We start from the raw sequence: 15,851 nt of genomic DNA on the forward strand, positions 1-15,851 counted from the left end.
TTGGTAATTAAGTTATAATTGATAAAGGGTGGAAGTGATGAATGAAAAAATTGATATTATTAAAAGTACATTAGGAGTAAATCAAAATCAAGCAGAAAAAGCATTAAATCTAGCTAATGGAGACTTAGATAAAGCTATAGACATGATAGATTATATTATTGAAAATCATATAGTAATTCATGGCAAAATTAGCTATGGAAAATATAATAAGACTTATATTCTATTCAGTATAATTGCTAATGGTAAAAAAGGGGAAATTATTAAAGTCGATTTGGCTTCAACTTCAAAAAGTAGTTTATACAATATTAACCTGGATATAGACCATAAGATATTTGTAAAGACTTTAAGTGAAATTGATAAGCGAGAAAGAAAGAACATAAATAATGATATCAATTTCAATCCTAAGCGATTATTTACTGCTGCGGAAATCTTTGAACTATTTAATATAATTCAAAATGGAAAAGAAGATAAGATTAAGAATATTTTTAAAGATAAAATAGAAGGCTTAGTTAAAGAAGCTATAGATTTAGATTTATATACCTCTATTATGACTAAAGTAAAATTAGAAAATTATTATCCAGATTTATTTTCTGAAGAAGAAAATAAGGATCAAGATAACAGTGAACAAAAAGAAGATAATAAACTAGGTTTAGATGTTAATTTAAATTGTATTCCTTTGATTTCGCCTAGTTATGGTAAAAAAGTTACTGAACTGGATATTGGAGATAAAATTGTAGTTGAAATTTCTGATACTAGTGAGATTGGAAGATATCTTAGTAATCTATTAAAAACTTCAGAAGGAGTAACTTTTGGCTCGATTAAAAAAATAGATTTTATTAAAGAAACTGGTCGCTATTCAGTATTAATTGAATTTGGACCTAGTATTTATGGTAATTTGATAGTAAGTTCAGAATTAAAAATTGAAACTCCAGAATCTAATGATAAAAAAAGAGATCAGAAAGAAGATATAAATAGTAAAGAAAATAATGGTGAAGAAGGGGCTTTAATTGTTTTTGCTTTAATATCATTAATTTCCATTTTAGTTATTTTAATAGTTTTAATTTTTTGATTATTTCAATTTTAATTAATTTTAGATATCTCCTCAATAATATACACCACTACATATTTATCAATTAAATCAGTAAAAATAATTATGGGGTTTTTCAAAGTATTTACAAATCTAAAGTCTTTTTTCTGAGGAACAATAGTAGCATCTTCTCCACGTGGAACATAGCTAACTGCTTTACTATGGTGGTGTCGTTCTACTATTTTAAGATTCGATTTTTTAACTGCGTTATATAAGGTTGATGATACTTGACAAATTCCACCCCCAACTTTCGGAATGAATTCCCCTGCTTCTATAATAGGTGCTGCCTTATATCCATCATTAATAGTTGGTATACCAATCACTTGATTAAATGAAAATTCTGCTGAAGGTTTTAAATAATAATATTTCATCTTATTTAAGGAGATATTAATATTATTTCGCCTATTTGATTCATTATTTATTAAATAAGTAGCATGGTGTGATAATAATTTTGCTTTAATTTGATATTTTTTAAATTTAAAGATTTTATGATTAAGAATAATATCTTTAGTTATAGTTGGAACTATGGGATTATATATCAAATTGATTTGTTGATTAATATTTGCTGTTAAAATTTTGTTCATGCTTTTTTTTATATTTATACTCCTTCCTTTCTTTTCACTAAAAATCTTATTATTAAATATAAAAGCATTTTGTGCCTCTCTATTCTTCTTACCCTTTAAACTATACAGAATTTTATAAACCTCATTAATTCTAAGTCCGCTTAAGTTAATATCATTTAAACTAACACCCCGATTTACTATTTCATTAATTGATAATTTTTTATTAGATCTGAATTCTTCTGTGGTATAATTATTTTTTTGATCAGTCTTTTGAGGAATAAAGCTGATAATTAATTGTATTAAAAAGATTATAATTAGAAAAATATATAATTTCAATTTTTTTGGCTGCATATTGATATCCCCCAATTTAGATTATATTTTTATAATTTCCTTCATCTTTTCAATTATTCATCAATTTAATTCCATAGATAGAATAAGATTCTATCATTTAGTTTGTTTGATAAATAGTAGAATAGTAATATATTGTAGATAAATCAATTGTATATGTTATACTATAATATATAGCTATAATAAAATATATCTATATTAATTTAGCAATTAAATCCCCTGTAATTAATAAAATTAAAGAGAATAATCTAATCTGGATGAAGGGGGGGGAATTTTGTTTTATAGACCATTACCAGAATCGAAGGGTTTTACTTTAGATGAATTAATTAATGATTTATCAATAAAGGAAGTCACTAATTTTCAAGATTGGACGATTAAAAATATAACTGATAATTCAGTGAAAGTTGAAGATGCTTCATTGTTTGTAGCTATTAAAGGTTTTAATGTTGATGGGCATCAATATATTAAGCAAGCCATAGAAAATGGAGCAGTTGCAATTATAGGTGAGTCTCAAATACAAATAGATAAAAATACTACTTATATTAGAGTAGAAAACAGTCGTAAAGCCTTAGCAAAGTTGATTAACCGAATATATAATTATCCTAGTAGAAAATTGAGACTGATAGGAGTAACAGGAACAGTTGGCAAAACAACAACCACCTCTATGATTGATCATATTACTGGTCAAATTGTCGGTAAAAGTAGCTTGATTGGGACATTATATACTAAGATCGATCAAGATTATTTTGCTAATCCCAATAAATGTACTACACCTGATATTATAAGCTTAAATAATATTTTTAGTGAAATTAAGAATCGAGAAATTGATTATGTTAGTATGGAAGTTTCATCCCATGCTTTAAAATTGGATAGAGTTTTTGGTTTAGATTATGATATTGCTGTCTTTACTAACCTTTCTTATGATCATTTAGAGTTTCATGAAAGTATAGAAGATTATCTATATAGTAAAAAGAAGCTATTTAGCAGTTTATCAGAAGATAAATTAGCAGTATTTAATCTAGATAATGCCTATTCTAAAGTTTTAATGGAAGATATAAAAGCTGACTACTATACTTATGCAATTAAAAATAAAGATGCAGATATTATAGCTAAAGATATAAAATTAACTAAAAGAAAGTTGACTTTTGATATTCATATCCAAAATCAACTACTTAATAATTATGGAAAGATAATTCAACCAACCTCTTTAAGCATTAATTTACCCCTAATAGGATATCATAATATTTATAATGCTTTAGCAGCCTTCACAGCAACTATACTTTTAGGATTTCCTATTAATAAGGTCAAAGAAGCTTTAGAATCTTTTAAAGGCATCAGAAGGAGAATGGAAGTAATTTATGATCAAGAATTTACTATTATTGATGACTATGCTCATAATCCAGCCAGTTTAACTGCAAACTTCAAAACTATTGAAAATTTTGATTATAATAAATTAATTATTCTTCACTTTTTAAAAGGTAAAAGAGGGATTAAGGCTAATAAAATTAATGCTTATTTGATGGTAAAATGGGCAGATAAATTAAAAACAAAAAAAATTATAACTTCATTATGTGAAGAAGAAGTAATAGAAAAGAATCAGGTACTAAAAGAGGAGGAACTTGCTTTTACTAAGATTATTAAAGACTCAGGTTTAGAAATTATAAATACAAATAAATTAGCAGAAGGTATTAATAGAGCTTTAAAATATGTAGAAAATAATGATCTACTACTATTAGTTGGTGGACCTGGATTAGATAAAGCAGCAGAAATTATTAGTAAAATAATAACTTAGATCAAAAATTGAGGATAGTATTAATACTATCCTCAATTTTTGATTATATAATAAAATATTTAGTATTATAAATAATATAGGTGCTTAGTTGGATAAGATAATTACTAAGAGAGAATACTTTAATTATAATCGGTTAATTTAAGAATAAGTTGTTATAGATAGATATTGCCACAGTTTCGGAGTTAGGCATTAGGGGATAGGAGGTAGGAAGACCTTACTAACTCCCAACTCCTAACATCTAAAACCAAAAATTAGACTTAGATATCTATATTTATGTATATTTGTAGCAAGGATTATTAGCAAATATTATTAACTAATTGACAAATTTGTTTTTTTGCGAAATAATTAATAAGGATAATCTTAGTTTTATAAGTAAATTTAACTTGATTTAGTATAACCTATTATAATATTAATTGTAATTTTAAAAGGAGGGAAATAAAATGGAAGCTAAGATTTTTTTACAAGAGTTATCTGATGCAGTAGGTGTATCAGGTTATGAAAGAAAAATTTCTAGGCAGGTAGCAGAGGATTTTAAGAAATATACTGATAGTATTAAATATGATTCTTTAGGAAATTTGATTTCACTTCAAAAAGGATTTCAATCCTCCGAAGAATTGACAGTAATGTTAGCTGCTCATATGGATGAAATTGGTTTAATGGTTACTAAAATTGAAGATGGTGGTTTCTTAAGGTTTACTGCAGTAGGTGGTGTAGACCCAAGAACTTTAGTTGGGCAAGAAGTAAGTGTACATGGTAAGGAATCTTTAAATGGAGTTGTTGGTGCTAAACCACCTCATATCCAAAGTGCTGATGAAAGAAAAAAAGCTTATAAAATGGAAGATATGTATATAGATTTAGGACTAAGTGAAAAAGAAATAAAAGAAACTATTAGAGTAGGAGATGTAATATCTATTAAAAGAAGATTTACAGAATTAAAAAATAATAGAGTAACAGGTAAATCTTTAGATGATAGAGCAGGAGTTTTAATGGTGTTAGAAACCTTAAAACATTTAAAAAAACTAAAACACCAAGTTGATGTATATGGAGTAGCTACTGTACAAGAAGAAGTTGGAGTTAGAGGAGCGATTACAAGTACATATGGTATAGTACCCGATATCGGAATAGCAATTGATGTTTGCCATGCTACTATGCCTGGAGTTAGTAAAGAGGATGCTGCTGAATTAGGTGAAGGTCCTGCTCTTGGCTTTGGACCACACGTACATCCCAAAATATTTAAAAAATTAAAAGAGATAGCCAAGGAACTTGATATCCCTTATCAAGTTGATCCATCTAATACTCCAGCAGGAACAGATGCCTATGCTATACAAGTAACACGTTCTGGAATAGCAACTGCCCTATTATCTATTCCACTACGTTATATGCATACCTCTGTTGAAACTGTTAGTTTAGATGATATTAAGCGTGGAGCTAGATTGTTAGCCCACTTTATTGCCGAAATAAATGCTGACTTTGTGGAGGGGTTAAGATGCTTTTAAAGAAATTAAGTGAAGCTATCGGTGTTTCTGGTAGAGAATCGGAAGTAAGGAATATTATTAGAGAAGAACTAGTTAATTATGTGGATGAAATCAAAACAGACACTTTAGGAAATTTAATTGTCTATAAAAAGGGGAAGAAACAAGGTCCTAAAATGATGTTAGCAGCTCATATGGATGAAATTGGTCTAATGATTACAGATATAACTGATGATGGACTATTGAGTTTTAAACCTGTGGGAGGAATTGATAAGAGGGTTTTAGTATCTAAAAGAGTATTAGTAGGAGATGATAAGATCCCAGGTGTAATAGGTGCTAAGGCAATTCATCTACAAAAACCTAATGAACGAAAAAAACCATTAGATTATAAAGCCTTATATATAGATATTGGAGCTAAGAGTAAAGAAGAGAGTGAGAAATTAATAGATCTTGGGACTATGGCAAGCTTTGATAGTAAATTTGAAAGATTAGGATCAAAAACTGTTAAAGGAAAAGCTTTTGATGATAGGGTAGGCTGTGCAGCATTGGTTGAAATTATGAAAAAAGATTATAACTTCCCTTTATATGGCGTCTTTACAGTTCAAGAAGAAGTAGGAGCGAGAGGAGCAACTGTAGCTGCCTATGATATAGAGCCTGATTTAGCTTTAGTATTAGAGTCTACTACAGCTGCTGATGTTCCTGATGCTAAAGAAGAAGGATATTCTACTAGATTAGGAGAAGGCCCAGCTCTAACTTTAAGAGATGGTAGTACAATTGTTTTTAAAGCAATATTAGATAGACTTATTAGTGTATGTGAAGAAAAAAATATCAAATATCAATTTAGAAAATTTACCAAAGCTGGAACAGATGCAGGAAAGATTCATCTATCTAAAAATGGAATAGCTACAGCAATTATTTCAGTACCAGCTAGATATATTCATTCACCAGCATCTATAATCAACTTAAGTGATTATGAGTCTACAGTAAAACTAGTAGATGAATTTTGTAAAGAAATTGAAAAAGGAGGGTTTTAATAATGAAAAAATTAATCAAAGAATTAGTAGAAGCTTATGGACCATCTGGAAATGAAGAAAATATAAGAGAGATTATTAAAGATAAAATAGAAGATAAGGTAGATCAGATAAAAGTTGATAATCTAGGTAATTTAATCGTTCTAAAAAAAGGTAAAGACTCTAGTAAATCTATAATGTTAGCAGCTCATATGGATGAGATAGGATTGATTGCTACCCATATTGATGATAATGGATTTATTCGTTTTTCTAATGTAGGTGGTGTATCACCATATACATTATTAGGTGAAAGAATTATATTTAATAATGAAATTATAGCTGTAATTGATAAGGAAGGAAAGTTAGAGGATATTAGTAAGTTAAAACATGAAAAATTATATGCTGATATTGGAGCAAGTAGTAAAGAGGAAGCTAAAAAGAAGGTTAATATAGGTGATACAGCATCTTATTATCGGAAGATGGATGATTTAGGTGATAGATGTGTTGCTAAATCTATGGATGATCGCAGTGGTTGTGCTCTTTTAATCGAAACTATCAATCAATTAGATGATCAACCAAGCTATGATACTTATTTTGTATTTACTGTACAAGAAGAAGTAGGGTTAAGAGGATCCAAAACATCTGCTTATGGTATTAATCCTGATTTGGGAATTGCAGTTGATGTTACTTTAACTGGAGATACACCTGAAGCTAAGACCATGGAGGTTGGTTTAGGAAAAGGTCCTGCTATTAAAGTTAAAGATAGATCTGTTCTTGTCCATCCACAAGTTAAAAACTTAATGATTGATATTGCAGAGAAAAATAATATTCCATATCAATTAGAAGTACTTACAGCAGGGGGGACAGATGCAGGAAGTATTCATTTAACTCGATCAGGAGTTCGTTCTGGAGCTTTATCTATACCTTGTCGTTATGTTCATTCTCCTTCAGAAATGATAGATATTAATGATATGAAAAATGGTGTGAAATTATTAGTGAATATATTGGAGTCTGACTATGGAAAAGCATTTGAATAAAGTTGGAAATGATTAGAAGGCAGACTTAATGTCTGCTTTTTATTATTTGTACTGAGATATCTTAAAAAGACAGTAACAAGTGACTAGTAACTGGTAACAAGTTAATTTCTTCACTGTTTACTCCTTACTTATCACTAGTTATTGAATTATAATAATCTCAACCTTGATCTATAAAAGGAGGTTAAAATTGAGTAATCTAAAGAGACTAAAAGAAAAATATACTTTAATCACAGGAGCATCTAAAGGTATAGGCTATGAATTAGCTAATATCTTTGCTCAAAATAAATTTAATTTAATATTAGTAGCACGAAGTGAAGATAAGTTAGCTGAAATAGCTAAAGAACTAATAGAGAAGTATAATATAAATTGTTATATCTTTGCTGCTGATTTATCTTCGCTAGATAATGTAAAAAAATTATATAATAAGATTCAAAATAAAGGCTTAGATGTTTCTGTATTAGTTAACAATGCAGGCTTTGGAAAATTAGGCTTGTTTCATAAGACTGATATAGAGACTGAAATTGATATGATTAATTTAAATATTACTACAGTTACCTTTTTAACTAAATTATTTTTACAAGATATGATTAAGATGGGTTATGGCAAGATAATGAATGTTGCTTCAACTGCTGCTTTTCAACCTGGACCATATATGTCAGTATATTATGCTAGTAAAGCCTATGTTTTATCTTTTAGTGAAGCCTTAGCTAGTGAATTAAATAATTTAAAGATAAGTATTTCTACTTTATGCCCTGGGCCTACGGATACCAATTTTCAAGATGTTGCTAATATGAAGAAGGTTAAATTGTTTGAAAGTGAAGTTATGAAGGCTGAAACTGTAGCAAAAGTGGCTTATAAAGGACTTCTGAAAGGCAAAAGGATAATCATTCCAGGGATTCAGAATAAATTGCTTGCTACTTCATCAAAGCTAATGCCAAGCAAAGCTATTACAGAGATAGTTAAAAAATTACAATCACCTAATTGATTACTATTAGGTACTGTTAAAGAACTTTATAAAGTTTTTTAACAAATAACTAATTTTATATTTGACAAGATTAATTACTTATTATATAATAATGATATCGAAAGTCATTATCAATTATAAAGAAAAGCCTTTTCACTCCAAGTTTATATCAAAAAAGCGCCATCAACTTATAAGTTGATGGCGCTTTTTAATTTGAATACTAGATAAATTAAAAATTATTTTTCTTTTGTAGATTCAAGCTAATATCTTCTATATTTGCTAATTGGCTTATTTTGCAAGTCTTATTTGCACCATAAAAATGACAATCAAATTCTATACAATTGCTCAACTTTATTATTTCGCCTTTAAATCGCTGAAACTCACTAAGAGTTTTAGCTTTAGGGAAGAGGTTGCTATTAGCCATTAAAAGGAAAGGGCATAGGTTCTTGTCTTCTGACATTGAAGGAACCTCCTTTTTATCAGAATATTTTCTTATATTATACTTATGAAATAATTAGCTAGATAGAAGTTAATAAAAATTTAATTTTATTAATTAAAGTCTATATAAAAAGCTGGAGTGTTAAAGTTTGAAAAGTTCTTATTTGATAATTAGGATAGTTTTTATATTATAATCCTTCAATATAGCTTTTATCAATTAAATAAGCATAATCTTTACTTATATATTTAATCATTAGCTCTATATCATTATTAGCACCAAAGAGTAATAAGAAAATTTTAGTCTTATCTGTTTCCCAAATACTAGCAAAGGCTAAATCGCCTCTTTCTAGTGCTGCTCCATATTTGATTTTGCTACTGCAATTATTATTTAGCCAAATTTTATTACTATTAAGCGGAGTACCATATCTTTTAATCAATAAGTACTTTAATTTCTGATAATCATTTATGTAAGATGCTTTATTATGGTGTTTTTCTAAGAAAATATATAAGGCAGTAGTTAATTTCTGATTATTAAACTTATAAACTAAACCTGATCTTCTATGAGCAATATTTGTAATATATATTAGCTTATTTTTATATTCATCACATACTTCTAAAGATTCTCTTTTTTTGACTTCTTTCATATTCATTCCCCATTTTATTTCTCTAAAATCATATTCTGAATTTCTAAAATTACTTGCTAGCATAGTTTTGGGTATTAAGATAATTAATATAAATAATGTAATTGAAAGATAGATATTACTTTTTTTCATAAAACTCTCCTCTTTTATATATTAAATTTATAAAATATATTAAAAATCAAAAATAAAGTTCTTAATATTGCATTTAACAATAATAAAAGACATAGTCTATTAGTGTAAAAGTATAAATATTATATGAACCCAACATTATATGTATATATCTGTCTATGATTAATTATGAATATTTTTTTGATAAAGGGTCTTTATTAGATAAAAGGAGGTCAACTGTGAAGAAGATTAAAGTTATTACTACCGGTGGTACGATTGCTATGGGGGAGGATCAAAATACTCACCAGATAGTTCCAAAGTTATCAGGAAAAGATTTATTAAACTCCGTACCTGAATTGAATAATATTGCTGAATTAGAATTAATTCAATATAGTAATTTAGATAGTTCACAATTAACTCCTAAGATGATCTTGGAACTATCTAAATTAGTTAAGGAAGCTTTAGCAAGCAAAGATATTAGTGGTGTCTTAATTACCCACGGTACAGACACCTTAGAGGAGACTGCGTATTTATTAGATTTAGTTTTGGATACTGAAAATCCTGTAGTTATCACAGGTGCTCTAAGGAGTTTTAATCAATTAAGTTCAGATGGAAAAGCTAATCTGGTCCAATCTTTACAAACAATAATCGAACCCCATAGTAAAAATAAAGGAGTGCTTGTTGTTCTAAATAACCAGATTCATGCGGCTAGATTTGTTTCTAAAGTCCATACAAATAAATTGTGGGCATTTGATTCAATTAATACTGGTTCAATTGGTAGTATAGATCACTGTGGAGTTCATTATTTTTATAATTTAGATAAACAGGTTACAATTAATACCGAAGAATTAGAAGATAATGTCCAGTTAATAAAATTAGCTATAGGAAATGATGATCGATTAATTCAGGCATCCTTGGATTATGGTGTTAAGGGATTAGTATTAGAAGCTTTTGGATTAGGGACCTTACCAAAGAGTATAGTTTCTTCATTACTTAGAGCAAAAAAAGAAAAGATACCTGTAGTTATAACCTCGCGTTGTTTAGAAGGAAGAGTATACAATCTTTATGGTGCTTCAACAGGCAAGACCAATATTGCAGAGACTGATATTATTTTTGCTGGTAATTTAAATAGTACTAAAGCAAGATTAGTCTTAATGTTATTATTGGGTCAAGGGCTTAGCAAAAATGAAATTAGACAGTTTTTTGGTTTGAAGTTAAAGATGTAAAACACTAACTTGTTTTATTATTCTTTTCCTTTACTAAGATCTAATCTTTTCAAAACTTATTTATAAAGCTATCACTCCTTAACTTTAGAAACTATAATTTATCTTTCAAGTATTTATATTTTATTTTGAGGAGATAATAAATTTATAGAATTAAATTAATAACTAATTGAAATAATGAATGTAAACGGAGAGGGGATAGATGAAGCAATTTAAAGCCAAAAGAGTTTTGATAGAAGATCAGGCCTTAGAATATTCTTTGGGAAGAAAGTTGGATAAAAGGTTTAAAGAAGAAGGAATTCCAGTAGAATATATTAAATCTCACAATCGAGTTAGTCCTGATGAGCAGATGAGCCCAACTGCTTTATTTAATTGGACTAAAGAAACATTAGTAGTTGGAGTAAAGAAGACATTAAGATTTAAATCTTGTTATCCTTCAGCTGATTATAGACTGGTTATGAATACTAGCTGTCCTGGGAAGTGTGAATATTGTTATCTATCTACTAATTTAGGATCTGCTTCTTACTTAAGAGTTTATGTTAATGTTGAAGAAATTCTAGAGGCTGCAAAAAAACATATTGCTAAAGGGGAAGGAAAGATTGTTAGCTTTGAAGCAAGTAGTTCTTCAGATCCAATAGCAGTGGAACACTTAACAGGAAGTTTAAAAAAGTTAATAGAATTCTTTGCCAAAGAAGAAAAGGGGAGATTAAGATTAGTTACTAAATTTGCTTTTGTTGATAATTTATTAGATATTAAACATAATCAGCATACTAGATTTCGCTTTAGTATCAACTCTAATTATGTAATTAAAAATTTTGAACATTTAACAGCAACCTTAGATGAAAGAATTACTGCAGCAAGAAAGATTCAACAAGCTGGATATCCTTTAGGTTTTATTCTAGCACCTTTGATGATTTATGATGGTTGGCAGAAAGATTATGAACAGACATTAAAAAAATTAAGTTCTGAATTAACGATAACTCAAAATCAACCTTTGAGTTTTGAGTTAATTATGTATAGATTTACTACTAGATCTAAGAAATTAATAGAAGCTAGATTTCCTAATACTAAATTGAAACTAGACAAAGATAGTCACCATCATAAAGGATTTGGAAAGTATGTTTATCCTGAAGAAAAGGCAGAAAGGTTAAAGGAGTTTATAGAAGGTAGAATAAAATATTATTTCCCTCAAGCTAAGATAGAATATTTTACTTAAAATAAGAGCTAAGTGGCTTAAGCCACTTAGCTCTTATTTTTCAGACTAATAAATAAATAGATGATTATATTTTTCAATAGAAAAATAGTAACTTTTAAATTCTAATAATTTCATATAAATTCTTTATTATTTTCTATTTTTTAAAACAAAGTAATATATCTGCTATTATAGTTTGTTCAATAATAAATATAATAAAGAGGTTGAAATTAGAAATTAAAAAAGGAGAGGTTAATTTTGAATAATAATTATAAGGTATTAAAATTTATAGGTATTGGATGCAAAATTCTAGGAATAATAGCTCTTATAGGATTAATATTAACAACAGTTGCTAAAATAGCAAGTGATGGTCTAGGAATGGGACTGGTAAATCAAAACCCTATTTTTATATTATTTAATAATTTATTCCCGATATACATTGGTGTTTTTCAGTTTTTATTTCTTTATGGTATAGGAGAATTAATTTATCTATTGATCGATATTAAGTTAGATTTAGATGAGATAAAAAAGAATAATTAACAAATTAAAATGATATTATTATAAAGTTTTATGCTTTCTTTAAAATCTTGACATAACTATAAGGAAATGATATATTTATTTCATAATCTAACAGATTTCACAACATTATAAATCATAGTTTAAAAATTAAAGATAGGTTGAATTTATGTAAATGATAATTAATTTTTAATAAGTTTAACCTAATATTTTTTAATTTTTATTACTAGCAGAAGAGGAGGAGAGAAGTTGTCAGAAGAAAATCAATGGGGTAGTAGATTAGGATTTATTTTGGCTACTGTTGGTTCAGCAGTAGGTCTCGGTAATATTTGGAGATTTAGTTATGTCTCTTATGAAAATGGTGGAGGAGCATTTTTAATACCTTATCTAGTTGCTTTATTAACTACAGGTATTCCACTATTAATTTTAGAATTTAGCTTTGGAAAGAAGATGAGGGGTTCAACTGTATTAGCGTATAAGAAATTAAAGAAGAAGTGGGAATGGGTCGGTTGGTGGCCAGTTTTATCTGTGTTTGTATTATTAACATACTACGTAGTTATTATCAGTTGGAGCTTAAAATATATCTATTATGCTCTAAGCCAAGCTTGGGGATCTAATCCAGAAGCATTCTTTTACTCAGAACATTTAAATTTAACTTCTGGAATAGAAAGTATAGGTGGAATAAATATAACTATACTATTAAGTGTAGTAGCTATTTGGTTCATTAATTATATTATTGTTTATAATGGAGTTGAGAAAGGTATTGAGAAAGCTTCTAAAATATTTATGCCTTTATTAGCTTTATTAATGTTAATTATCACAGTTAGAGGTATTACTTTACCTGGAGCTGTAGCAGGAATAAATAAATTTTTAGAGCCTGATTTCTCACAATTATTAAATTCTAAAGTATGGCTAGCTGCTTATGGACAGATATTCTTTACTTTAAGTGTCTGCTTTGGAGTGATGATTACTTATGCAAGTTACTTACCGAAAGATTCTGATATTGTTAATAACTCCTTTATTGCAGCATTAGCAAATTGTGGCTTTAGTTTTATTGTAGGAATTGGAGTGTTTGGAATTCTAGGTTATATGGCAACACAAACTGGTACTCCTTTCGAAGATGTTGTAACACAAAGTATAGGGCTTGCTTTTATAGCATTTCCTAAAGCAATTAATATGTTGCCAGCTTTCAGTACATTATTTGGAGTTTTATTCTTCTCTGCTTTAGTTATAGCAGGTATATCATCAAGTATATCTATGGTAGAGGCTGTAGTAAAGGCACTTAATGATAAATTTGCTTGGAGTAGAAGGAAAGCATCCACTATTGTAGCTTTAGCTGGATTGCTAGGAAGTCTGATCTTTACAACTGGTGCTGGATTATACTTTTTAGATATAATCGATTATTTTAATATGCAATTTGCGATTGTAAGTATTGGGATTATTCAATGTATTGTTTTAGGGTGGATTTATAAAGCAAGTAAGTTAAGAGATTACTTTAATCCTATTTCTAACTTTCAAATTGGTTCTTGGTGGGATATAATGATTAAATATTTCACACCTATAATCTTAGGAACTATGCTAATTCTAAGTTTAATTAGTGAAATAAAAGAAGGTTATGGGGGATATCCTATCTCAGGATTAAAAATAGGATGGATAGTAACAGGATTAACCTTAGTATTTGCTATCATTTTAAATAATATGTCTTGGCAAGAAAAATATAAAAATATAGAAGAATAGTAATGAAAAAAGGTGAGAGGAATATTCCTCTCACCTTTTTTCATTCTAAAATTTGGGGAATATGTTTCTCTATATCTGTCCAATTATCTACCCTAATAAACTCACCTGATATACCTTGATTATGATCCATATTCATTAATAAAACTGGAATTCTTAATAACTCTCTTATAGGGATTAGGTGTTTAGGATTATCATCTATAAAAAATTCTATATCTTCTTTCTTACAAACGTCAGCTTTTTCTTCACTATGAATTAATTTATCGAAAGGAATTTGATGTTCCTCTAGCCATTCTAAAGTTACTGTATTATTTTCAGCTGGTCTAGCTGTCACTAAAATAATGCTATAATCCTTTTCTTTTAAATCACTTAAAACCTCTTTGCATCGAGGGCGAGGAGGAACCTCTCTAAATATTGTCAATCCTTTTGCAGCTATAAACTCTTCTACTTCTTCACTGCTTAGACCGTAAGCATCTCTAAAATCATATACATTATCAATTCTTTCTGTTAAGTCAAAATACTTGCATATATTTGAATGCCAAATATTTTCCTCTCCTCGTCCTTCATCAGTCAAAACTGCATCAATATCTACACCAATTCTTTTTGTCATATTAATCACCTCATCAACAAATATTACTATACATTCTAACATAAATAAGCCCATCTTGCATTAACTAGCTCCTAATCTTTCAAATTATTACTGGTGGTGAGCCTTCATCTTCTTGAGACATTAAAACATTTAATGCTGTTTCTGCAGCTTTTAAATGTCTTTTATCAGGCTCAATAGTAGTAAATTTCTGGAACAGATAAGCAATAGATAATATACTATCTGGAGCTAAAGATATGATTTCATAAGCAATCCCAATTGCTAATAAACTTTCTAAATATGCATTAATATATATACCAAAAAAAGCAAATAAACTAATAATAATAAAGTAAAATACTATTAGATTGGTCCCACAACGATTAGCTAATCTAGATTGTTCTATGAGTGGCGTTTCATACTCAGCTTCAAAATAATTCACTGCTTTATGTTCGGCACCATGAAATTTAAAGGTATCTTTTAGTAATGTTTGTCGCAATAAGAAGGCCACTATTATTCCCATAATAATATAAAACTGAGAATTGATTTGGGACAATGTAGTTAATAAATTATTACTACTTTCAGGCATTAGAATAAAATAACTTTCTAATAAGATATCTAAGCTAAAGATTAATAAAATTGGCCAATACCTTTTAGGATTACCTGAAGCTTCTTTAAAAAAGGAGACCAATGCAAATATAAAGCTAATCATACCACGAATTATAGGTATTTTTTTACTTACTACTAAGAATTTATTTTTATTTGCTATTTTTCGATTAATTATATATTTTAATTGATCATTATCATAATAAGCTTTGACTGAATAGTTCTCACCTACTAGCCGAACACCATTTTTATATGCTCTTCCACCTATTTTCATATTCTACACCTCCTAGTAACTAGTTTATTATGTCTAATATAATATGTCAATTAATGATATATACTTTGTTTATTTAAAAAAGCTTGTAATTGTCTTTTATTTATTATCTGAATATCCTAAGAATTAAATTTTAGTAATTTATAAAATATAAACTATCCTTTAAATTATTACTCTTAATTGTTATAATATAATGTTGTAGTATAGATCTATATTATTTAGATTTCAGATTTTTTACATAACTAAATTACTTAGATATCTATTGA

General features: G+C 28.1%; 15 protein-coding genes. 10 read left to right on the forward strand and 5 right to left on the reverse strand.

Translation table 11 applies throughout. The features are described 5' to 3' along the window. The first annotated feature begins 37 nt into the window (after positions 1-37). Positions 38-1,069, forward strand: a complete 1,032-nt coding sequence (locus OREMA_RS0106640) for a DUF4899 domain-containing protein (protein WP_018248489.1) — start codon at positions 38-40, stop codon at positions 1,067-1,069. An 11-nt stretch (positions 1,070-1,080) separates the two neighbouring features. Here OREMA_RS0106640 and OREMA_RS18270 read toward each other — a convergent pair whose 3' ends face one another. Continuing rightward, a complete protein-coding gene (locus OREMA_RS18270) occupies positions 1,081-2,001 on the reverse strand; it encodes a VanW family protein (RefSeq protein ID WP_018248490.1) in 921 nt (306 codons plus the stop codon). A gap of 271 nt (positions 2,002-2,272) precedes the next feature. Here OREMA_RS18270 and OREMA_RS0106650 point away from each other — a divergent pair, with 271 nt between their 5' ends. The 5 genes from OREMA_RS0106650 (at position 2,273) to OREMA_RS0106670 (ending at position 8,294) form a co-directional block, all read left to right on the forward strand. Then, entirely contained in the window at positions 2,273-3,790 is a 1,518-nt protein-coding gene (locus OREMA_RS0106650; protein ID WP_018248491.1) for a Mur ligase family protein, read from the forward strand. 440 nt (positions 3,791-4,230) lie between these two features. Then, on the forward strand, positions 4,231-5,286 hold the full coding sequence (locus tag OREMA_RS0106655; protein ID WP_018248492.1) for a M42 family metallopeptidase: 1,056 nt from the start codon (positions 4,231-4,233) through the stop codon (positions 5,284-5,286). Next, a complete protein-coding gene (locus tag OREMA_RS0106660; RefSeq protein WP_018248493.1) occupies positions 5,277-6,296 on the forward strand; it encodes a M42 family metallopeptidase in 1,020 nt (339 codons plus the stop codon). The genes OREMA_RS0106655 and OREMA_RS0106660 overlap by 10 nt, the downstream gene beginning before the upstream one ends. 2 nt (positions 6,297-6,298) lie before the next feature. Further along, positions 6,299-7,309 (forward strand): M42 family metallopeptidase, encoded by a 1,011-nt coding sequence (locus OREMA_RS0106665; protein WP_018248494.1) that lies wholly within the window; start codon positions 6,299-6,301, stop codon positions 7,307-7,309. Positions 7,310-7,496: 187 nt separating this feature from the next. After that, positions 7,497-8,294 (forward strand): SDR family NAD(P)-dependent oxidoreductase, encoded by a 798-nt coding sequence (locus OREMA_RS0106670; RefSeq protein WP_018248495.1) that lies wholly within the window; start codon positions 7,497-7,499, stop codon positions 8,292-8,294. 208 nt (positions 8,295-8,502) lie between these two features. Here the strand turns inward: OREMA_RS0106670 and OREMA_RS0106675 are convergent, their stop codons facing one another. Then, a complete protein-coding gene (locus tag OREMA_RS0106675) occupies positions 8,503-8,733 on the reverse strand; it encodes a hypothetical protein (RefSeq protein WP_018248496.1) in 231 nt (76 codons plus the stop codon). A 166-nt stretch (positions 8,734-8,899) separates the two neighbouring features. Beyond that, complete coding sequence (locus tag OREMA_RS18275) at positions 8,900-9,484, reverse strand: hypothetical protein (protein WP_018248497.1); 585 nt, start codon at positions 9,482-9,484, stop codon at positions 8,900-8,902. 215 nt (positions 9,485-9,699) lie between these two features. Between OREMA_RS18275 and OREMA_RS0106685 the strand changes: the two genes are divergently transcribed. From OREMA_RS0106685 to OREMA_RS0106700, 4 genes are all read left to right on the forward strand, one after another. Continuing rightward, positions 9,700-10,686 (forward strand): asparaginase, encoded by a 987-nt coding sequence (locus OREMA_RS0106685; protein ID WP_018248498.1) that lies wholly within the window; start codon positions 9,700-9,702, stop codon positions 10,684-10,686. A 199-nt stretch (positions 10,687-10,885) separates the two neighbouring features. Beyond that, entirely contained in the window at positions 10,886-11,899 is a 1,014-nt protein-coding gene (splB, locus tag OREMA_RS0106690; protein ID WP_018248499.1) for a spore photoproduct lyase, read from the forward strand. A gap of 234 nt (positions 11,900-12,133) precedes the next feature. Next, positions 12,134-12,415, forward strand: coding sequence for a hypothetical protein (locus OREMA_RS0106695; protein ID WP_018248500.1), 282 nt, complete (start codon positions 12,134-12,136; stop codon positions 12,413-12,415). 225 nt (positions 12,416-12,640) lie between these two features. Beyond that, entirely contained in the window at positions 12,641-14,128 is a 1,488-nt protein-coding gene (locus OREMA_RS0106700) for a sodium-dependent transporter (protein WP_018248501.1), read from the forward strand. 40 nt (positions 14,129-14,168) lie between these two features. On the opposite strand, the gene OREMA_RS0106705 is transcribed toward OREMA_RS0106700, so the two are convergent. Together OREMA_RS0106705 and OREMA_RS0106710 are read right to left on the reverse strand one after the other, a co-directional pair. After that, positions 14,169-14,777 carry a 5' nucleotidase, NT5C type gene (locus tag OREMA_RS0106705; protein ID WP_244871491.1) on the reverse strand — a complete coding sequence of 203 codons (609 nt, stop codon included), beginning with the start codon at positions 14,775-14,777 and terminating at the stop codon, positions 14,169-14,171. Positions 14,778-14,814: 37 nt separating this feature from the next. Next, entirely contained in the window at positions 14,815-15,588 is a 774-nt protein-coding gene (locus OREMA_RS0106710; protein ID WP_018248503.1) for a DUF1385 domain-containing protein, read from the reverse strand. Between the last annotated feature and the right edge of the window lie 263 nt (positions 15,589-15,851).

It is taken from the genome of Orenia marismortui DSM 5156 (assembly GCF_000379025.1).
In the GTDB taxonomy this organism is placed as follows: Bacteria; Bacillota; Halanaerobiia; order Halobacteroidales; family Halobacteroidaceae; genus Orenia; species Orenia marismortui.